This is a genomic window from Parasphingorhabdus sp. (genome assembly GCF_048267785.1).
Classification (GTDB): Bacteria; Pseudomonadota; Alphaproteobacteria; order Sphingomonadales; family Sphingomonadaceae; genus Parasphingorhabdus.
The window spans coordinates 1-18,525 of the sequence record NZ_JBLWWU010000010.1; the positions used below are offsets into that span (position 1 = coordinate 1).

The following is an 18,525-nucleotide window of genomic DNA, read 5'->3' on the forward strand; positions in this document are numbered from 1 at the left end:
ATAACGCGCAGGGCATTTTGGGCTATGTGGTCCGCTGGATCGATCAGGGAATCGGCTGTTCCAAGGTTCCCGACATCAACGATGTCGGCCTGATGGAAGACCGCGCGACACTGCGGATTTCCTCGCAGCATATGGCCAACTGGATGCTGCACGGCGTCTGCTCGGCCGAGCAGGTCGATGCCGCTTTGCTGCGCATGGCAGCCAAGGTCGACGGGCAGAATGCGGGCGATCCTCTCTACCGGCCCATGGCCCCCAATCCGGATGCCAGCCTGGCCTTCCAGGCAGCCCGCGATCTGGTGTTCAAGGGTGTCGAGCAGCCGAGCGGCTATACCGAGCCGTTGCTGCACGCCTATCGGCGGAAGCTGAAAGCGGTCGGTTAGGAGAGCAGCCGGGCAAGTTCGACGAACTCGGACACGGCGAGAGTCTCGGGCCGGCGCTGGCTGTCGATGCCGGCCTGCTCGAGCGCTTCGAGGCCACCGGGAAGCTTTTTCAGGCTTTGCCGCAGCATCTTACGCCGCTGGCTGAAGGCGGTCTGCGTCAGGACTTCCAGCTTGGCGAAATCGACGCCTTCGGGCTGCGCCTCGGGCGTGATATGGACGACCGCCGACATGACCTTGGGCGGCGGCGTGAAGGCTGAGCGGTGGACGGTCATGGCGAGCTTGGCCGTGCTGCGCCACTGGGCCAGGATCGACAGGCGACCATAGGCGCTTGAGCCGGGCTGGGCGATGATCCGGTCGGCAACCTCGCGCTGGAACATCAGGGTCAGCGACTGCCATTGCGGTGGCCATTGCGGAGCGGAGAGCCACTTCACGAGCAGCGCGGAACCGACATTATAGGGCAGGTTGGACAGGATATGGAACGGACCGTCAAACAGGCTGCCATGATCCAGCGCGAGCGCATCGTCGTTGATCAGCGTCAGCTTGTCCGGAAAATGGCCGGACAGTTCGGACAGGGCGGGCAGGCAGCGTTCGTCCCGCTCCACTGCGGTGACATGGGCACCGGCCTGCAACAGGGCGCGGGTCAGGCCGCCGGGGCCGGGACCGACTTCAAAGACGGACTGGCCGTCCAGACTGCCCGGCACCGCAGCGATCCGCTCGAGAAGCTGCATGTCGAACAGGAAATTCTGACCCAGCGCCTTGCTCGCGGTCAGGCCGTGTTTCTTGATTACCTCCCGCAGCGGGGGCAGGGTAATATGCTGGCTCAATGGCCGTGAATCTGTCGGTTGGTTACGGCGGTAGCGGCCATCTGGATCGCGGCGATCATCGATCGCGGATCGGCAATGCCTTGTCCTGCGATGTTGAACGCGGTTCCATGATCGGGTGAAGTCCGGACGATAGGAAGGCCGAGCGTGATATTGACACCATCAAAGAAATGCAGGGTTTTCAACGGGATTAAGGCCTGATCATGATAGGGGCAGAGCGCGACATCATATTTGCCCCGGGCTTCCTCATGAAACATCGTGTCGGCAGGCAGTGGATCGGTAATGTCCATGCCTTCCTCGCGGAGCTCTTTGATCGCCGGTTGCATGATCCGCTGTTCTTCATCGCCAAGATTGCCATTCTCGCCAGCATGAGGATTAAGTCCGGCTATGGCGATCCGGGGCTTTTCTATTCCGAAATTCCGGATTAGCGCTTTCTCAGCGGCGCGTGCGCGGGCGAGGATGAGTTGTTTGGTGATATGCTCCGGCACGTCCTTCAGAGCCATATGAACCGTCATCGGGACAACGCGCAACGATGGACCAGCCAACATCATCAGGGCATTTTCTCGCGCAATGCCGCAGCGTTCCGAGACGAATTCGGTCTGACCAGGGTAGCGGAAGCCAATCTTGTACAGTTGCGATTTGGATATGGGCGCAGTGATAATCGCCCCGGCGTCCCCCGACCGCGTCAGCCCGCAGGCAATCTCCAGAGCGTGAAGCGAGCATTGCGCACCGTCCAGAGTTGCCTTTCCGGGGACTGCCGCCGCTGCCTCATGGATATGGAAAACCGGCAAGGCGTCGTTGAACGTGTCGTCGGTCTGTGCCGGTTGATCAATTTTTCTGGCCGGAACACCGGGAAGGTTCTCAAAATCGGCAAAATTGCCAATAGCAAAAAATGGTCGTAAACCGGCTTGCACTCGCTGTTTCCAACTCTTGCCAATAATCTCCGGCCCGATGCCAGCGGGATCACCGCAAGAAACTGCTAACGGCTTGGCGTTCCAACTAGCCATTAATTATATTCGATGATGGCGTCGCGTCTCAGATCGCGCAGATAAATTTGCGCTCGTTTGTTAACGCGATCATTTTCTAAACGGGACATGATGGCATCAAAAGATGGCGCCGATGCTGTCTGCGGGTCGTCCCGCCCACACAGGATCAGCACGCGAACGCCGTCTTCGACCGAGCCGAAGGGCTGGCTTGCCTGACCAATTTGCAGTTGCTCAATGGTGCCTTGCAAGGGGGTAGGAAGGTCGCGAAGTCTTACCTGGTCATTGTCGACGACGCTGGCACCCAATTGCGCGGCAACTTCATTAGCCGCCCCGCAACCTTTTATTCCTTGAGTAGCCGCAGCAAATTGTGCCGCTTGCGCAGCGGCTTGCGATTCAGTGATCCCTGCGGGGAAACTGATCGCCAATTGTTTGAGGCTGAGCAGAGCGTTGCGGGGATCAGCGGTAAGTACCTGGCGCGAGTCGATCAGATAGAGAATCGAAAAGCCGCCGGGTACTTCGATCGGGCCGACCACCTGACCGACTTGCATTTGCTGGGCTGCATCGGCAAGCGATTGCGGCAGTTGGGCAGGCCGGACCCAGCCCAGGTCACCGCCAGTTGCAGCTGTTGATGCTTCCGAAAACTGGCGGGCGTATGCAACGAAGGAGCCACCGTTGCGGATCTGGTCCAATATCTTGCGCATGTTTTCGGCAACTTGCGCTGCTGTTTCCTGGGACGCAGACATGTAGATTTCACCGATACGGAATTCGCTTGTACCCTTGGACGCGTTCAGGCGCTCGATGATGGCGTTCACTTCCTCATCGCCGACATTGATGAAAGGCTGGATATTACGGCGCAGCAGGCGGCTCCATGCCAATTCACCCTTGATCTGGCGTTTCAGCGTATCAGCAGAAGAACCTTGTGTTCGCAGATATTGATCAAACGCGTCGATGTCCTGTTTGAAATTCTGCTGTGCTACCTGACGGAAAGTGGCTTCAACTTCTTCATTGGCAATGATGATTTCATTGGCTTCCGCTTCCTGAATCTGCAGCGTTTCGTCGATCAGGTTTCTAAGTACCTGCAGCCGCAGCCGCTGTTTCTCTTCATCGGAAACTTCGCCGCCATTGGCAGCGATAATAAGGGCAAGACGATGACTGACATCTGTTCCGGTTATAATATCCCCGTTAACAATCGCTGTCGCGCGTCGAATGTTGGGGTCATTATTGCCAAATATTGTCAATTCGTCGGGAATATTCAATCCGGTTTGCGGCAGCGAACCATCTGCGACCGTTTGGCTGGCAGATGGAGAAGCGCCTGCTACGGCTAGCGCTGCGATCAACGTCACCTTGGTTTTAAAACCCTGAATTTTCATATTCAATAAATTCATTTCTTATATCTTCTCAACTACTAAGAGTAATTTTCGTGCAGTAAATAACAAATATCTGCTGAACCCACTATGAGCGGATCAGCCGGTTTAAAAATCCTCTACACGCCCAAATTGCGCAAGGCCAGCCGGAACAGGAAAGTACTGCCACGCTGGGCATCACCGGTATCTTCATAATCATAGCGCCAGGTGACGCCCATCGAGAGACAGCCGTCGTCGTAAGCCACGCCCAGACGATGCCTCACCGGATCATAACCATCGGCTATCGAAAGAGGATCTTCGCTACGGTCCGTCAGGTCAATGATCGCGGAACCGAAAACCGACCAATATTTATCAATTTGATAGCGTCCCCCGACCCGCACTTCTTCACGGTCTCTGAGATCTTCAAGTTCTGATCCGATATTGCGGTTCAGGCGCAGATAACCGATTTGGGCATAAGTGCTTTTCGATCCAACTGTCGCGTCAATTTCATTGCGGCGAATGGCGAGATTGTCCTTATCCAGCCGGTAGCGATGAGTGAATTTCACAATATCCTTGAACCGGACATTGGTACGACCGACGATATCGGAAAAACGATCCGATAACCCGGTGCCCGAAGGCACGATATTGCTGTTATTCTCCAATCGATAGCTCTGGCCTGCGATCATGTTAACTTGCAGATTGGGGCGATTGATTTCCCATTCCAGCCCGTAGGTCGCGCGGACATTGTCTTCGTAGCGGTCATAGCCCGGGAAACGATTAAGCGCGAAAAGATTGCTGTCTTCCAGATCAACGGCTCGAGAATCTTCATTGGGCAGCGAAAGATTGGCCAAGCCGGGACTAGCCACAATCTGAAAGCGTGGTGTGATCGTCTGGGTTCCACCAAAAGCCTCGCCGATGAGCGGCCATTTCACATCAATTGCAGCCGTAGCAACAGCGCGTGTCTGCCAGCCGCCCAGACCACGATAGATGGCCGTTTCGTTCAGCGCATTATCGTCACTATGATACACATCGCCGCGAACGAAGCCGGTGAAGGTGATTTCCTGACCCCAGTCGGTGAGTTTTCTCAAATCCCAGCGGGCTGATCCGAACGCGCGTTGCGTATCCTGTCCTTCGCTGCGTCCAATTGCCAGGCTGTTCGCCTGTATCTGCAGTCGACCGCCCAATATCGGATCATCAAACCGCTTGCGATAATCGATCACCGGCAGAGCCACTGGGACACGGTTCTGCGGATCGTCGACACGTAGCGTTTGAAAAGCCCAGCCGGCGAGGGAAAAATAGCTGCTATCGCTGATCCGTTCGAGGTTGATCGTCGAGCGAAGGCTATCGTCATCGCTAATGTCGTAGCGTCTCAGAAACGTACGATCGGATACGATGCGGGCCGATTGGGAAACCGTCCATTTCTCGTCAAGGCGGAACCGCCCGCTCGTTGCAAAATAGCCGCGAAAATCGTTCTCGGCATTGGGTAATATATCCGATGCCCCTGCCGGAATGCGCGAACCATAGGTGGCATAGCCGGTAATTTGGAAAGCGCCTTTCTGATCAAGACTGCGAAAAGTCCCGCTGATCAATGGGGCAACATCGGTAAATACTTGCGCGGTTACCGTAGCATCCTGATTGGGCGCGATGCTGATATAATAAGGCAAAGTCACGCCGACGCCGTTCACCGTATCAAATTTGACGTCCGGGACTAGAATACCGCTGCGGTTTTCGTCACTTATAGGGTGTGAGAGGCCGGGTAACGGTATGACCGGCAAACCAAAGATTTCGATGCGGGCGCCTTCATATTTCACGCGCTTTTTTACCGGATCGTAAATTACTTTTACGGCCTTGATCTGCCAGCTAGGCTTCTTCGGGCACCCCTCTTCGGTCGTAACCGCACATGCGGTGTAAGCCGCATTATGAAGTGCAACCGATCCGTCCGTAAAACGCTCGCTGCGCTGGGCAGCCAACCGACTGCCATCGTCGAGGACGAGAAGAAGATTCTCAATAGCGCCATCGCGCAGGCTGTCGGTCAATTCAATACGGTCGCCATAGGCTATGTCCCCATCGGGACTGGTTGACCGGATATTGCCTTCTGCGACAACCTGTCCTGTTTTCCTATCCCACACGACCTGATCTGCCCGCAATTTATAACCATCGCGGTCGAGAATTACATTGCCTTTGGCGGTGACGACGTCGTTTGTGAAATCATAGTCGAGCGTATCGGCCTTGAATTCAATTTCCTCATTTTGCTGATCTGAGGCTATCGGCGCGTCTGTTTGCGTTTGGCCGATGGCCGAAGCCGGCATTACAGCAGCCAAGAATAGGGTGAAAAGGGCGGGTGAAGATTTCATCGACTGGCTTAACCTGCTTTTGGACCCACTTTGGACAGTGTTGAATATCTCACTGTCCAGCTTCCGAACGCCTATTGCACCTGTGCGCTTAGTCTGCAAATTTTCTTTGACAGATTCTGATGAACAGATGCTTGACCAAAAAACCCAGACGGTGCAGCAACGGCCTTCGATAGGATAAAAGTCGGTCTATTGAACAACGAGTCGGATCGACGAGTGGATCATCGCAGCTATCCACTTCTCTCCTCCAAAACACAAAAAAGGACAGTTTTCCGATGAATTTCAATTTTGCCAATGAGCGGCCTGCCGATGCGGATACGATCATATTTGCGATTTCCAAAGATGGCTTGCAGAATTTTGACCCTGCCCTGGAACAGGCCAACACGGTGAAAGCCGCCGCAAAAGTCGCGCGTTTTGCGGGGAAGCTGGGTGATCTTTTTGAAACCTTTGTAACCGAATCCGGCAAAACATTGCGGATTGTGCTGACTGGTCTGGGCAAAGGTAAGGCGAAAGATGCGGAATCTGCGGGTGGTTCTGCGATCGCCAAGATTCTGACGTCAGGCGCCAAGCATGCGGTCATTGATCCATCCGGTCTTGACGATGAACATCTGGCAAAACTGCTCTTTGGCGCGAAATTGCGCAGCTGGCGTCACGACAAATATCGCACGACCATGCCTGAGAAGCAGAAGGTTACCCTTGAGGATATCACGGTGCTTGATCAGGATTTGGAAAGCGCAAAAATCTGGCAGGATCTGTCCGCAGTCGCCGATGGCGTTGCTCTAACCCGCGAACTGGTCGCGGAACCGGCCAACGCCATCTATCCCGAGAGCTTTGTCGCCCGATGCGAAGAACTGAAAGATCTCGGCGTGGAATTCACTGTGCTCGGCTGGGACGAGATGGAGAAGCTGGGCATGGGCGCGCTGCTTGGCGTCTCTCAAGGCTCCGAGCGCCCGCCGCGCTTGCTAGCGATGCGCTGGGACGGCACCAATGGCGAGCAGAAGACACCGCTCGCTCTGGTCGGCAAGGGCGTCACCTTTGATACCGGCGGTATTTCGCTGAAACCCGGTGCTGGCATGGAAGAGATGAAATGGGATATGGGCGGCGCTGGCGCCGTCGCCGGTACCATGAAGGCATTGGCCGGTCGCAAGGCCAAAGCGCATGTTGTCGGCGTTTGCGGACTGGTCGAGAATATGCCGGACGGTAAAGCCCAGCGCCCTGGTGATGTCGTGACCAGCATGAATGGCCAGACCATCGAAGTGATCAACACCGACGCCGAAGGGCGGCTGGTCTTGTGTGACGCGATGGAGTGGACGCAGGAGACGTTCAAGCCGGAAGTGCTGATCGATCTGGCGACCCTGACCGGCGCAATGATCATTGCGCTCGGCAACGAACATGCCGGTTGTTTCAGCAATGATGATGATCTCGCCGAAGACCTGATCGATGCCGGGAAAGACGCCGGCGATCCGCTCTGGCGGCTGCCGGTTGGTCCGGCTTATGACAAGCTGATCAACTCGCCGATTGCCGACATGAAAAACGTGGGACCCCGCGGTGCCGGATCGATTACGGCGGCGCAGTTTCTCAAGCGGTTTGTCAAGGATGGGGTGAAATGGGCGCATCTTGATATTGCCGGAATGGTCTGGGCCGACAAGCCGAGTCCGGTCTGGGACAAGGGCGCAACCGGCTATGGTGTTCGCCTGCTTAATCAATATGTTGCCGACCATTTCGAAGATTGATTGCGTTGACAGGATGCGTTGCGGTCTGATCGGAAGTTTGCGAAAGTGCCGCGGTGCGTGTTGATTTCTACCATTTGACTCGCGATCCGGCGGAAAAGCTGGTGTCGATGCTGGCCAGCAAGTCTCTGGAAGTTGGCAAAAGAGTGCTTCTGGTGACGCAAAGCGAGGCACAATGTGTCGCGTTCGGCAATGCCTTGTGGAGCGATGACCCGGCCAGCTTCCTCGCTCATGACTTCGCCGGATCGGAGCGGCAGGCGGATCAGCCGATCCTGATCTCCGATCAGTGTGATGCGGCAAACGGCGCATCCTATATCCTGCTGTCCGACGGTCAGTGGCGGGACGAGGCGCTGGCGTTCGAGCGGGCGTTCTTTCTTTTCACCGCCGACCATATCGATCAGGCGCGCCAGGCCTGGCGCGCATTGGCCGCCAGGGAAGACGTAACCCCGCGTTACTGGAAACAGGATGGCGGGCGATGGGTAGAGGGGCCCTGATCCGGCGCACGGAATGGGGGCCGTTAATGTGCCTCGATCCGCGTCGTCGAATTTGCACTGGCCCCGATTGTCCGATATGTCCCCAACCGGTCGTGCCACCCTTTCCGGAGCTTTCCCGATGCACAAATATATTGTCCTGCCACTGAGCCTGGCGATTGTTGCCTGCGGGAGCAGCGGCGAAGAAATGGCCGCGAGTTCGTTCGATAACGGCGACGCTGGCACGGGCAGCTATGCCCCGACCCGAGAGGAAGCACATAGTTCAACCGTCGCGGAAGCCGACCAGAGCATTGTGCGGATCGCAATGGGCGACAAGGCCGTCGAGGATTTACCGATGGATATCAAACTCTATCCCGGCGCTGATATCCAGACCAGCATGGCGGGCATAGGGGAACAAAAGTCCGGCGCAATGATCGTTTTTACGACCAGTGATAGCGTAGAAGATGTCATAGACTTCTATCGCAAGGAATTGGAAAGCAAGGAAATTGGGTTTAAAAAAGAGATCCGGTCCGGCGACAAGCAGACGATCAGCGGTGAGCGGACGAGCGGTGAGGGGGTCCATGTCACCGTCACCCAATCGCCCGATGGTATCACGACTGCGACGATTGTAGCCAGCGGCACCAGCTAGCTTTCAATCGAAACCTTGCCTTGCTCCGGTGCAGCGGCTAAGGGCGGCGCAACTTTTGAATATCCCTAAATCATTGGAGCAATATCATGGCCGTGACACGGACATTTTCAATCATCAAACCTGACGCTACCCGCCGCAATATCACCGGTGCTGTAACCAAGATGCTGGAAGACGCCGGCTTGCGCATTGTCGCCTCCAAGCGCATCCGCATGACCAAGGAACAGGCCGAAGGCTTTTATGCTGTGCATAAGGAACGGCCCTTTTTTGGCGAACTGGTTGAGTTCATGACCAGTGGCCCTTGCGTCGTTCAGGTGCTCGAAGGTGAAAATGCCATGCAGGCCAACCGCGACATCATGGGCGCGACCAATCCCGCCGATGCCGCTCCCGGCACGATCCGCAAGGAACTGGGCGAAAGCCTCGAAGCCAACACGGTTCACGGCAGCGACAGCGAAGAAAATGCCGCGATCGAAATTGCCTATTTCTTCAACGACGATGAAATCGTCGGCTAAGCCTCCCGTTTGTTTTTAGCGTTTCAAACGCCCGGTTGCAGAAATGCAGCCGGGCTTTTTTTCTGCGTTCGTTTGGGAAGGCGAAGGCAGGACTGGTATCTGCCTTTGGCACCGAGCCATTCAACTGCGAAATCAGATGTCTTTGGCCGAAGCCGGTTCCTGCGGAAGCCACAAATTTACCGCGGTGCCACCATCATCCGGATTTTCGATTGTCAGAATCCCGTTCAAAATCGCGGCGCGTTGATGCATGAATTCCAATCCCTTTCGGCCTTCATTCTCCTCCGCGTTAAACCCGATCCCGTCATCAATGATGCTGATCAGAACGCCGGATTTGCCGTGCAGCCGGCTTGATTTGCACGAGAGAATTACCGTGCGTGCGCCGGCATGTTGAAGGACATTGCTGAGGGCTTCCTGCAACAACCGCAGCAGGTGAAGGCTATGTCCGGCGTCCATCCACGCAAGCGGAGCGCTATCCTCAACTTTCCAGATGCTTTTTATGCCGGCCTGGGCAAGCTCCTGTTCCATCCGGTGGCGCAGATTGGCGAGCAGGGTGACCACGTCGCCTTCAATCGGTGCCAGCGAGTCGACCGTGATCTTGAGATCGCTGATCGCCCTTTGAAGCGTGGTAATGGTTGATGCCGGGTCTTTACGCTGGCGCGCGACAGCCAGTGCGGTCACAAGACTGGAGCCGATTCCGTCATGCATTTCCCGCATCAAACGCTCGCGCTCGGTTTCCAGCGCCCGCTCCACTTCCATTTGCCGTTGCGCCTGCTGGCTGTCTGCCAGCGCGTCGGTTGCTTCCCTTACGCGCTTTTCCAGATGGACATTTGTCTCTTCAACCAGGCTGAGCGCCCGGAGAAAGCGGCGGGCGAGCGACAGTAGGAACACCAGAAACAGGAAGAAACCGATATAGGGCTGGAAATGAAATCCGACACCGTTCCACCAGTCGATATTGGGAATCCGTCCAATGTCGTGCACGCCGGTAAGCGCCGCAAGAGATAGGAGAATGAGAAGCAACCAGCTTTCCGGCGATTGGGTTTTCACTGCGTGATGTGCCAAAATTAGCAGGAAGGAACCAAAGAGAGCGACCGTCAGCAGGCTGCTCACCATGTCGGTACGGTCGGTTATCGTCAGGAAAAGCCGCGACAGGCTCAGAAACACGCCGATGCCGAACATCGTGACAATGATCGCCTTGCGATGGCGCAATTTCAGGAATTCGGCGCAAAAGGACAGGGTGACAGCAACCGCAAAATAAATCGAATAATAGGTGATTTGCTGAAATAGCAGCGGTTTCACAGGGACAGCCGCGGCGAAAAAATGGTAATTTCGGACAAACCAGAACAGGCCGGTGAGGGATAGCCACAGCAGTTCCATTTCCTGCCTGCGTCCCAACCACATGACGAAGATAAAAACGGACAGCAGCAGCATCGTCCAGTTCAGCGTCTTGGGCGCGTCGATTCGGAAAAAATACTGGCTTTCGAAGTGCGGGCCCAAGGCGTTGTGGCTGCCCACGGCGATGGTGCCGATACCGAGAGAATGGTGACGACCCGATTCCGTGCGGATGATGATTTCGTTTGTGCCCGGTTTCAGCAACGAACCGGATAGCGGTATCAAATAGGGATGGTTCCAGCCCAGTATCGATTGCCTGTCATCGGCAAAATTTCTGAAAATATCGATTCCGTTGATCGAAACGGAAATGCGTTCGCGATTATTCTCCGTGAATATGGAAACAGCATCCTGTTCCAAAGCCGAGCGATCGAACCTTACTCTCGCCCGGACCGACAAATCGCCACTTTGCGTCATGCGGGCCTCGTCTGACAGCCACAGCGCCGGAAGCGTACGATGATGCCAGTCAGTATCGGGAATTTCGCTGTGTTCCGAAAAGGAAAAATCCGCGTCTACAAAACGGATGATTTTCCCGGCGTCTGTTGTTTGCACGTCAAAGCGATTGTTGGACAATTCATCCTGCGCCTCGACTGGTTGTGATGTCGCCAAGAAGCCGATGAGCCAGAACAACCATAAAATGCGAACCATCAAATCGCTAGGCTCCCAATATTCCGCGGTTGGATGCTTCGAATACGGCCTCGGCACGGGAATTGACTTCAAGCTTCCGGTAGATATGTTTGACGTAGGTTGCCACCGTATGCGCTGAAATATCCATGATTTCGGCCGATTCAGAATAGGAAAACCCGCGCGACAATAGATTGAGTGTCTCCAACTCCCGTTTGGACAGGGCTTCTGCCAATTGCTCCACGGGTTCGGATGCGGGTTGCAGTTGTTTCAGTACCAGTCGGGCGATGATCGGGCTGATCGGGGAGCCACCAGTCCGGATTTCCCGTATCGCGTTGACGCAATTTTCAAGCGGCTGCTCCTTGAGCAAATAACCCCGCGCACCGGCCCGGATTGCGTTCAGGACCTTCTGGTGATCGGCAAACATGGTCAGCACCATGATATCGATTTCATGCTGCCGTTTGGATGCCATCCGGATAAGATCCGTTCCATCACCGTCCGGGAGTCCAAGATCGCACACCAGAACATCAAACCCGCCATTGGCCACCAGTTTTTTTCCGGTAGCGAAATTGGTGGCAGACGCGACAAGCTCCATGTCTTCGGCCAATGCAATTGCGGCGCAGATATCGGCGAGAACAGGGGGGTCATCCTCCACAACGGCAACTTTGGAATATCCGGGTCGCATAAAATACCTCCCAAGCGGCTCATTTGCGGAGAATGACCTGTCGCAGGGAATAAATCAAATCGTCCGTGAATGGCCATCCCATGAACTGGGGATGGCGCTCGACCCTCGCATCCTTCATTTTCCGGTTGATGGGCAAATGCTTGGGTCGGGCCATGCCTTTTAGTGTGAAGGGATCTTCGATGAAGACATGGATGAAAGTCGTTTTGGGCATATTTGCGGCGATTGCCCTTCTGGTTGGCTTTATATTCTGGCTGACCAGTGATGTGACCAAAACCGGAGACGATTTTTTTGCCGCAGTGCAAAATGAAGATATAGACGCCGCCTATGCATTGCTGTCGGACGATTTCAAGGCGGGAACAAGCAAAGACGGTCTGGTTTCCTATCTTGCCGCCAATGCTCTGAATAATCCCAGGGAGATATCCTGGGGGAGCCGGATGATGACGGGGGGTGTCGCGGAGTTAAAGGGCACGATCACGACGCAAGGCGGGAGCAAGATACCCTTGAAACTGGGCCTGATTGACTCCGACGCGGGATGGCGCATCAACACGATCGAAAAGGAAATTGCGGGGTTCAGGAATAGCAGCGGTGACGATGTCAGGGCCGTTCCATCCGCTGAGAAGCAACAACAAATGTTCCGGAAGACGATCCGTGTCTATGCCGATTCGCTGGCTGACAAGAGCATGAAAAAATTATGGGATTTTTCGTCGCCCACGTTGCGCCGGCAGATTTCCCTGGATAAATTCAACGAAGCCTACAAATATAATTTCCAATTTTCTAAAGATTATGCGCAAATCAGCCAGTTCTCGCCGATAATCGACAGCAGCGAAGTCACGGAAGACGGATTGCTGCATATCTGGGGCCATTATACGACAAAACCCAAACCCGTCCACTTTCATCAGGTCTACATATATCAAGGCATCGGCTGGAAGCTGAGTGGACTGATCAGTCGGGTAGGAGCTCCGCCGACATGACCGGACACCGCAGGCGCTGGAACAGGAAGAGGCTGGATTGTCGAATGACGCCGGTGCAGGCTTCTGCGATCCTTAACCAGCCGTCGCGTGATGCCCTTCGGTTATCGCTGCCCCGGTTGCCTCTTCCGAGCGTTCCCAGTCGTGGACGGCGTTGCGGCGGACAATGATCCAGCTGCCGTCGCGTTTTTCCAGCGTATCGCAATAGCGGCCGGCGACGATCCAGTCGGTGGCCTTGCTGCTGCCGTTGCAAGCATGAAAATCCGGATTGCCCGCCTCGATATAGTGATAGGCGACAAAATTGGCCTCGGTGGTGGCGCTGTTGCCGTCTTCCGATAGCGTGATATGGATATTCGCGAGTGAGTGGTGGGTGCCGGGGATATTTTTCAGCGTTTCACTGGCAAAACCGATAAATTCGTCCGGCGGCCCTTCGTAATCGCCATGTTTGTGGACATGGTCATCGGCAAAGCAGGAGCGGACCAGCGCCCAGTCGCGACGATCGATGCCCTTGCAATAGCGATGCAGGACATCGCGGATTTCCTCGCGGGCCGACAGTTGCTCCAATGTGTACATTTCTGATCTCTCCTAATTTTGTCAGTCGTTATTATTTGACTCCGGTCCTAGCCTGAAACCAGTATCTGATGAGGAGATAAAGCATGGGCAGACTGCAAGGCAAAGTGGCAATAATAACAGGAGCAGCCAAGGGACTGGGCGAGGCCGATGCGCGGATATTCGCGCGCGAGGGTGCGACCGTGATCCTGACCGACATGGATGCCGATAACGGCAACCGCGTGGCCGCAGAAATTGGCGGTTCTGCGGAATTCCAGCTCCAGGATGTTGCCGATGAGCAGGGGTGGGAGGATCTGGTGGCCGATGTCGTTTCCCGTCATGGCAAGCTCGACATATTGGTCAATAACGCCGGTGTGGTTGAGCCGGGAACGATCGAGACGCAGACTGCGGAAGAATATCGCTTCGTCATGTCGGTAAGCGCTGATGGTGCCTTTTTTGGCTGCAAATATGCCGTTCCTGCGATGAGGGCATCGGGTGGCGGCGCGATCATCAACATGTGCTCGATCGCCTCGATCATCGGCGAACCGATCGTGGTCGCTTATGCCATGGCCAAGGGGGCGATCGAGAGCCTGACCCGCAGCGTCGCCGTGCACTGCGCGAACAACCAGTATAATGTCCGTTGCAACAGCGTTCATCCCGCAGGCATCCTGACTCCGATGGTGGAGGGGATTGGGCCCAAGGTCATGGGCCGCGACGATCTGCGGCCGGCGAGTGAGGGGCCTGCGCCAAGCGCGCTGGGTGAACCGGACGACATTGCCAATACGGTGCTGTTTCTGGCCTCTGATGAAAGCAAATTCATCAATGGTGCGGCAATCCGCGTCGACAATGCGAAGTCGGTGGTCGAGGGCGTGGTGCCGTGATGTTCCGGGGCGGGAGGTCTCTGACGGCGGGACCTCAGTGCCTCTTGCGCATATTATCAATAAAACGATTAATGTAATTGTATAATTGAATTTGTGTAAGTGTAATTTTCAAGCTAGACGTTCCTGACAATCAGAAAGGAACAATCATGAGCTTGCATATTGGTGACATCGCCCCCGACTTCACCGTCGATACCCAGAACGGAGAAATCAGCCTGCACGAATGGGCGGGGGACAGCTGGATATTCTTTTTCAGCCATCCGGCCGACTTTACCCCTGTCTGTACCACGGAAATGGGCCGCACGGCGCAGCTTGCCGGCGAATTCGAGAAGCGGAATACCAAGCCGCTTGGTCTGTCGACCGACACGGCAGAAGAGCACCGGAAATGGATCGAGGATGTTAACGACACGCAGAATACGGATCTGAAATTCCCAATCGTTGCCGATGCCGATCTGTCGATCGCCAAATTATATGACATGATCCACCCCGACGAGAGCGCGACCGCTGCGGTCCGGTCGGTGTTCATCATAGATCCCGACAAGAAGATTCGCCTGACGATGACCTATCCGATGAGCGTAGGCCGCAATTTCGATGAAATCCTGCGGGTTATCGACGCGCTGCAACTGAGCGATGAGAAGCGTATCGCTACGCCGGCCGACTGGCAGGTTGGCAAGGATGTGATCATCCCCCCTTCGATCAGCAATGAAGAAGCGAAAGGGCTGTTCCCGCAAGGATGGACCGAGCACCGGCCCTATCTGCGGACAACCGATGTAAGCGGGTAATTTCCGCTTTCGCTCCAGTCCGGCGAGACGCTGTTCCGTTTGTCGGAGCACCATCTCGCCTTTGGGCCGGGTCGATCCCGATTTGAACAGCAGATACAGCTGACACAGCAGAAACAAGGGCACGTGATGGCTTTGATCGAAAATAAGGAAGAAAAATGCCAGGCGATCCAGAAGCGGATCGAGGAGGGGCAGGGCGTCTGCGAAAGTTGCCGCGAGATCGGCGTTTCGGAGAAGACATTCTATCGCTGGCGCCGCGCCAGGGAAGATGCCGGCCAAGGCTGACTGGCCCGCGCCCTAGCGATTTCAATATCGCGCCAGGGCTGGAACTTCACAATCCATATTTGTGAGGGAACATCATGCGATTTCTGAAATCCGCCATCCTGTGCACGAGCGTGCTTGCTCCATTGCCGGCGATAGCCGGTTTGCGCGATTGCTTGCCTTCAACCATAGATGTCGGGTAGCCTGACGATATGGCGCGTAAGCAAAATCAGAATACAGAACAGCTTGTCATCGAGCAATCGAGCATGCCGAAAGCTTCGGTCATGGCCTTGATCGAAAAAAGCCCCATCGCCTCGGTGGTCAGCAATCCGCGATTGCCCGATAATCCGATTGTCGCCATCAACGACGCTTTTGAGGACCTGACCGGCTATGACCGGTCGTTCATTATCGGCCGAAATTGCCGGTTTCTGGCGGGAGAGGCAACCGAATCCTGGCTGACGGATGAAATCCGGCGTGGACTGCAGCAACATAAATCGGTTTTGGTCGAAATCCTGAATTACAAGAAGGACGGCACGCCCTTTCAAAATGCCGTTCTGGTCGCGCCGTTATTCGACGAAGCTGGCGAACTGGAATATTTTCTCGGATCACAGGTTGAAATAGATGCCGATGTGCCAAGCCTCGCGAAGGCGCGCCGGATGCGGGCCATTGCGATTGTGAAGGATCTTTCAAAACGGCAGAGGGAGGTGCTGCAATTGATTGCCAAGGGACTGCTCAACAAGCAGATCGCCCACGAACTGGGGCTTAGCGAGCGGACCATAAAAATGCACCGGTCGATCCTGATGAAGCGGCTCGACGTGCCGAGCGCGGCGGATATGGTGCGGCTGGCCGTTGAAGCCGGGATGTAGGATTGTCGTGCATACGGCCAAAGGGCCGTATCGATAATATGGGGATGTTGGCCTATCCGCCCACCCGTATCACGGGTCGGAATTTCTTTCTCCCGGCCGGCTCATATATATTTTTGGGCAACATCACTCCCTCCTACATGTTGTCCAAGGAGTTTCGGCCCGTGGTGCATTCTTCCCTAAAATTGATCCGCAATGGCGATCAGTCTGGTGAGCCGTTTGGGTGCGACCAAGCACCAGCTCTTGTACAGCCATTGTTCGATATGCTCCCAGTCCGTGCGACCGGTATTCAGGCGAATAGCGATCCAGCCTGACGGACCGTAAAATTTCGGGGAATAATAAAGTTCCGGATCAGCATCGATCAGCGCGGCCTGCTCATCCGGGCCACTGGTCTTGACCAGCAAGCCGACGCCAGCTTCGCCGTGCAATTTCTGGGTGAAATAGGCGAAATATTTTCCGTTCTTTTCACTTCCGACCCGCCAGCCGGGTGAACCGAAACTTTCCCGTTCATGGGTTTCGGCCAAATCCAGAGCGCGCTGACGGACCTGATTCAAAATCCATTCGGGATCGGCCTCGCGGGTGACATAGCGGGCGACAGTCGCTGGATAGAGCTGATGTTCGGCAATAAGGGTCCGGCTTGCCAATGTGTCAGCATCATCACCGGGCAGGATTGCCACCTCGGTCTGGGCGAGTACCGGCCCGTCGTCCAGTTCAGCCGTTACCAGATGCACGCTGCAACCCGCGACCTTGTCACCGGCATCAATCGCGCGCTGATAAGTGTCGAGACCCTTGTATTTTGGCAGCAGGCTCGGATGGATGTTGAGCATCCTGTCGGTCCATTTATTGACAAATCCATCGCTCAGGATCCGCATGTAACCGGCCAGCACGACATATTCTGCACCGGAACGGACGATGGCTTCGTGCATGATCTGATCATGCGCTTCGCGTGACAGGCCCTTGTGCGGATGGGCGAAGGTGGTGATGTTCTCTGCTGCGGCGAGTTGCAGGCCGGGGGCCGCGGGATCATTGGAGGCCACGAGCATGATGTCATAAGGGCAGTCGGATGATTTGGCAGCGTAGACGAAGGCCGCCATATTGGATCCTCGTCCGGAAATCAGAATCGCGATTTTGGCTTTGTCAGCCATTATAGGTGGCTGTCCAGTTGTCCGTTGCCGACCAAGTTCCGCGATTGCCGGTTACGGAACAGCCTTTGATCCCGTCACGGACATCGCCGATTCGGTGGACTTTTTCGCCCGCTGCGGCGAGGTCCGTGGACAGGGCGTCCGCTTCTGCGGAAGAAACAGCCAATACCATCCCGATTCCGCAATTGAATGTCCGTGCCATTTCCTCCGGCTCGATATTGCCCTGCGCCTGCAGAAAGGCCATCAGCCGGGGCTGGTCCCAGCTTGTCGCATCGACATGGGCGTGCAGTCCGCCCGGCAATACGCGGGGGATATTCTCCAGCAAGCCGCCGCCGGTGATATGGGCAAGCGCCTTGATTCGTCCGGATTGCATCAGCGGCAGCAAGGACTTCACATAGATTCGCGTCGGAGCGATCAGCGCTTCGATCAACAATATGTCCGGGTTGAACAGGGCAGGGCGATCCATTTTCCAGCCCTTGTCCGCTGCCAGCCGGCGAACCAGCGAAAAGCCGTTGGAGTGAACGCCGGAGGATTCGAGGCCGAGCAGGACATCGCCGGATTCGACATTCGCTCCGGTCACGACTTTGTCACGCTCCACGGCACCGACGCAGAAACCGGCCAGATCATAATCGCCTTCGGCATACATGCCGGGCATTTCCGCGGTTTCGCCGCCAATCAGTGCGCAGCCGGACATCTTGCAGCCATCGGCGATTCCGGCGACAACCCGTTCGGCAATGCCGTTTTCCAGCTTGCCGGTGGCAAAATAGTCGAGGAAGAACAAGGGCTCTGCGCCTTGCACGATCAGGTCGTTGACGCACATTGCCACGAGATCGATTCCGACCGTGTCATGGCGGTTATAGTCAATCGCCAGCTTGAGCTTCGTGCCCACGCCATCATTGGCGGCGACCAGAAGCGGGTCGTCATAGCCCGCTGCCTTCAGATCAAAAAATCCGCCGAAGCCGCCGAGTTCCGCGTTGGCGCCCGCGCGCGCCGTGGCTTTGGCCAGTGGCGCAATCGCCTTGATCAGGGCGTTGCCCGCGTCAATGGATACACCGGCTTTCGCATAGGTGTAGTTATCTGGCTCATTTTGCTTTTCACTCATAACTTGAGCGATTAGACAACTCCCGGCTGGATTTCCACGCCATAATCGT

18 protein-coding genes and 1 pseudogene are annotated in these 18,525 nt (G+C 55.7%); 10 read left to right on the top strand and 9 right to left on the bottom strand.

Annotated elements, in window-relative coordinates:
- Positions 1 to 380, top strand: a pseudogene (locus ACN0VD_RS09550) (malate synthase G); the annotation flags it as partial.
- Here the strand turns inward: ACN0VD_RS09550 and rsmA are convergent.
- The 4 genes from rsmA to ACN0VD_RS09570 form a co-directional block, all read right to left on the bottom strand.
- The gene (gene rsmA / locus ACN0VD_RS09555) at positions 377 to 1,204 is read right to left on the bottom strand and encodes a 16S rRNA (adenine(1518)-N(6)/adenine(1519)-N(6))-dimethyltransferase RsmA (protein WP_417593718.1); all 828 of its coding nucleotides are present in this window, start codon (positions 1,202 to 1,204) and stop codon (positions 377 to 379) included. The pseudogene ACN0VD_RS09550 and the gene rsmA overlap by 4 nt on opposite strands.
- A complete protein-coding gene (pdxA, locus tag ACN0VD_RS09560) occupies positions 1,201 to 2,208 on the bottom strand; it encodes a 4-hydroxythreonine-4-phosphate dehydrogenase PdxA (RefSeq protein ID WP_417593719.1) in 1,008 nt (335 codons plus the stop codon). The genes rsmA and pdxA overlap by 4 nt, the downstream gene beginning before the upstream one ends.
- Positions 2,208 to 3,572, bottom strand: a complete 1,365-nt coding sequence (locus tag ACN0VD_RS09565) for a foldase protein PrsA (protein ID WP_417593720.1) — start codon at positions 3,570 to 3,572, stop codon at positions 2,208 to 2,210. Before ACN0VD_RS09565 ends, pdxA begins: the two co-directional genes overlap by 1 nt.
- A 98-nt stretch (positions 3,573 to 3,670) precedes the next feature.
- Positions 3,671 to 5,839, bottom strand: coding sequence for an LPS-assembly protein LptD (locus ACN0VD_RS09570; protein ID WP_417593721.1), 2,169 nt, complete (start codon positions 5,837 to 5,839; stop codon positions 3,671 to 3,673).
- 317 nt (positions 5,840 to 6,156) lie between these two features.
- Between ACN0VD_RS09570 and ACN0VD_RS09575 the strand changes: the two genes are divergently transcribed.
- The 4 genes from ACN0VD_RS09575 to ndk all read left to right on the top strand — a co-directional run bounded on the left by ACN0VD_RS09575 (position 6,157) and on the right by ndk (position 9,239).
- Positions 6,157 to 7,614, top strand: a complete 1,458-nt coding sequence (locus ACN0VD_RS09575; RefSeq protein WP_417593722.1) for a leucyl aminopeptidase — start codon at positions 6,157 to 6,159, stop codon at positions 7,612 to 7,614.
- Positions 7,615 to 7,667: 53 nt separating this feature from the next.
- On the top strand, positions 7,668 to 8,105 hold the full coding sequence (locus ACN0VD_RS09580; protein WP_417593723.1) for a DNA polymerase III subunit chi: 438 nt from the start codon (positions 7,668 to 7,670) through the stop codon (positions 8,103 to 8,105).
- A gap of 118 nt (positions 8,106 to 8,223) precedes the next feature.
- Positions 8,224 to 8,730 (top strand): hypothetical protein, encoded by a 507-nt coding sequence (locus tag ACN0VD_RS09585; protein ID WP_417593724.1) that lies wholly within the window; start codon positions 8,224 to 8,226, stop codon positions 8,728 to 8,730.
- Between the two features lie 86 nt (positions 8,731 to 8,816).
- Entirely contained in the window at positions 8,817 to 9,239 is a 423-nt protein-coding gene (ndk, locus tag ACN0VD_RS09590; RefSeq protein WP_417593725.1) for a nucleoside-diphosphate kinase, read from the top strand.
- A gap of 132 nt (positions 9,240 to 9,371) precedes the next feature.
- Here ndk and ACN0VD_RS09595 read toward each other — a convergent pair whose 3' ends face one another.
- The gene (locus tag ACN0VD_RS09595) at positions 9,372 to 11,273 is read right to left on the bottom strand and encodes an ATP-binding protein (RefSeq protein ID WP_417593726.1); all 1,902 of its coding nucleotides are present in this window, start codon (positions 11,271 to 11,273) and stop codon (positions 9,372 to 9,374) included.
- Between the two features lie 7 nt (positions 11,274 to 11,280).
- The gene (locus tag ACN0VD_RS09600; RefSeq protein ID WP_417593727.1) at positions 11,281 to 11,934 is read right to left on the bottom strand and encodes a response regulator; all 654 of its coding nucleotides are present in this window, start codon (positions 11,932 to 11,934) and stop codon (positions 11,281 to 11,283) included.
- A 179-nt stretch (positions 11,935 to 12,113) separates the two neighbouring features.
- Between ACN0VD_RS09600 and ACN0VD_RS09605 the strand changes: the two genes are divergently transcribed.
- On the top strand, positions 12,114 to 12,905 hold the full coding sequence (locus ACN0VD_RS09605; RefSeq protein ID WP_417593728.1) for a DUF4864 domain-containing protein: 792 nt from the start codon (positions 12,114 to 12,116) through the stop codon (positions 12,903 to 12,905).
- Positions 12,906 to 12,977: 72 nt separating this feature from the next.
- Here the strand turns inward: ACN0VD_RS09605 and ACN0VD_RS09610 are convergent, their stop codons facing one another.
- Complete coding sequence (locus ACN0VD_RS09610) at positions 12,978 to 13,475, bottom strand: nuclear transport factor 2 family protein (RefSeq protein ID WP_417593729.1); 498 nt, start codon at positions 13,473 to 13,475, stop codon at positions 12,978 to 12,980.
- Positions 13,476 to 13,558: 83 nt separating this feature from the next.
- On the opposite strand from ACN0VD_RS09610, the gene ACN0VD_RS09615 reads away from it, so the two are divergent.
- The 4 genes from ACN0VD_RS09615 to ACN0VD_RS09630 all read left to right on the top strand — a co-directional run bounded on the left by ACN0VD_RS09615 (position 13,559) and on the right by ACN0VD_RS09630 (position 16,235).
- Positions 13,559 to 14,332 carry an SDR family oxidoreductase gene (locus ACN0VD_RS09615; protein ID WP_417593730.1) on the top strand — a complete coding sequence of 258 codons (774 nt, stop codon included), beginning with the start codon at positions 13,559 to 13,561 and terminating at the stop codon, positions 14,330 to 14,332.
- Between the two features lie 146 nt (positions 14,333 to 14,478).
- Positions 14,479 to 15,111 carry a peroxiredoxin gene (locus ACN0VD_RS09620; protein WP_417593731.1) on the top strand — a complete coding sequence of 211 codons (633 nt, stop codon included), beginning with the start codon at positions 14,479 to 14,481 and terminating at the stop codon, positions 15,109 to 15,111.
- Positions 15,112 to 15,237: 126 nt separating this feature from the next.
- On the top strand, positions 15,238 to 15,393 hold the full coding sequence (locus ACN0VD_RS09625; RefSeq protein WP_417593732.1) for a transposase: 156 nt from the start codon (positions 15,238 to 15,240) through the stop codon (positions 15,391 to 15,393).
- Between the two features lie 242 nt (positions 15,394 to 15,635).
- The gene (locus tag ACN0VD_RS09630) at positions 15,636 to 16,235 is read left to right on the top strand and encodes a LuxR C-terminal-related transcriptional regulator (RefSeq protein WP_417593860.1); all 600 of its coding nucleotides are present in this window, start codon (positions 15,636 to 15,638) and stop codon (positions 16,233 to 16,235) included.
- A 176-nt stretch (positions 16,236 to 16,411) separates the two neighbouring features.
- On the opposite strand, the gene purN is transcribed toward ACN0VD_RS09630, so the two are convergent.
- The gene (purN, locus tag ACN0VD_RS09635) at positions 16,412 to 17,377 is read right to left on the bottom strand and encodes a phosphoribosylglycinamide formyltransferase (protein ID WP_417593733.1); all 966 of its coding nucleotides are present in this window, start codon (positions 17,375 to 17,377) and stop codon (positions 16,412 to 16,414) included.
- Positions 17,370 to 18,476 (bottom strand): phosphoribosylformylglycinamidine cyclo-ligase, encoded by a 1,107-nt coding sequence (purM, locus tag ACN0VD_RS09640; RefSeq protein ID WP_417593734.1) that lies wholly within the window; start codon positions 18,474 to 18,476, stop codon positions 17,370 to 17,372. Before purM ends, purN begins: the two co-directional genes overlap by 8 nt.
- Positions 18,477 to 18,525 lie beyond the last annotated feature (49 nt).

What these genes read in the sequence shown, in the direction of transcription:
- pdxA (WP_417593719.1), bottom strand. Translation starts at nt 2,208, where the DNA reads ATGGCTAGTTGGAACGCCAAGCCGTTAGCAGTTTCTTGCGGTGATCCC.
- ACN0VD_RS09565 (WP_417593720.1), bottom strand. Translation starts at nt 3,572, where the DNA reads ATGAATTTATTGAATATGAAAATTCAGGGTTTTAAAACCAAGGTGACG.
- ACN0VD_RS09570 (WP_417593721.1), bottom strand. Translation starts at nt 5,839, where the DNA reads ATGCCGGCTTCGGCCATCGGCCAAACGCAAACAGACGCGCCGATAGCC.
- ACN0VD_RS09575 (WP_417593722.1), top strand. Translation starts at nt 6,157, where the DNA reads ATGAATTTCAATTTTGCCAATGAGCGGCCTGCCGATGCGGATACGATC.
- ACN0VD_RS09585 (WP_417593724.1), top strand. Translation starts at nt 8,224, where the DNA reads ATGCACAAATATATTGTCCTGCCACTGAGCCTGGCGATTGTTGCCTGC.
- ndk (WP_417593725.1), top strand. Translation starts at nt 8,817, where the DNA reads ATGGCCGTGACACGGACATTTTCAATCATCAAACCTGACGCTACCCGC.
- ACN0VD_RS09595 (WP_417593726.1), bottom strand. Translation starts at nt 11,273, where the DNA reads ATGGTTCGCATTTTATGGTTGTTCTGGCTCATCGGCTTCTTGGCGACA.
- ACN0VD_RS09600 (WP_417593727.1), bottom strand. Translation starts at nt 11,934, where the DNA reads ATGCGACCCGGATATTCCAAAGTTGCCGTTGTGGAGGATGACCCCCCT.
- ACN0VD_RS09605 (WP_417593728.1), top strand. Translation starts at nt 12,114, where the DNA reads ATGAAGACATGGATGAAAGTCGTTTTGGGCATATTTGCGGCGATTGCC.
- ACN0VD_RS09610 (WP_417593729.1), bottom strand. Translation starts at nt 13,475, where the DNA reads ATGTACACATTGGAGCAACTGTCGGCCCGCGAGGAAATCCGCGATGTC.
- ACN0VD_RS09615 (WP_417593730.1), top strand. Translation starts at nt 13,559, where the DNA reads ATGGGCAGACTGCAAGGCAAAGTGGCAATAATAACAGGAGCAGCCAAG.
- ACN0VD_RS09620 (WP_417593731.1), top strand. Translation starts at nt 14,479, where the DNA reads ATGAGCTTGCATATTGGTGACATCGCCCCCGACTTCACCGTCGATACC.
- ACN0VD_RS09625 (WP_417593732.1), top strand. Translation starts at nt 15,238, where the DNA reads ATGGCTTTGATCGAAAATAAGGAAGAAAAATGCCAGGCGATCCAGAAG.
- ACN0VD_RS09630 (WP_417593860.1), top strand. Translation starts at nt 15,636, where the DNA reads ATGCCGAAAGCTTCGGTCATGGCCTTGATCGAAAAAAGCCCCATCGCC.
- purN (WP_417593733.1), bottom strand. Translation starts at nt 17,377, where the DNA reads ATGGCTGACAAAGCCAAAATCGCGATTCTGATTTCCGGACGAGGATCC.
- purM (WP_417593734.1), bottom strand. Translation starts at nt 18,476, where the DNA reads ATGAGTGAAAAGCAAAATGAGCCAGATAACTACACCTATGCGAAAGCC.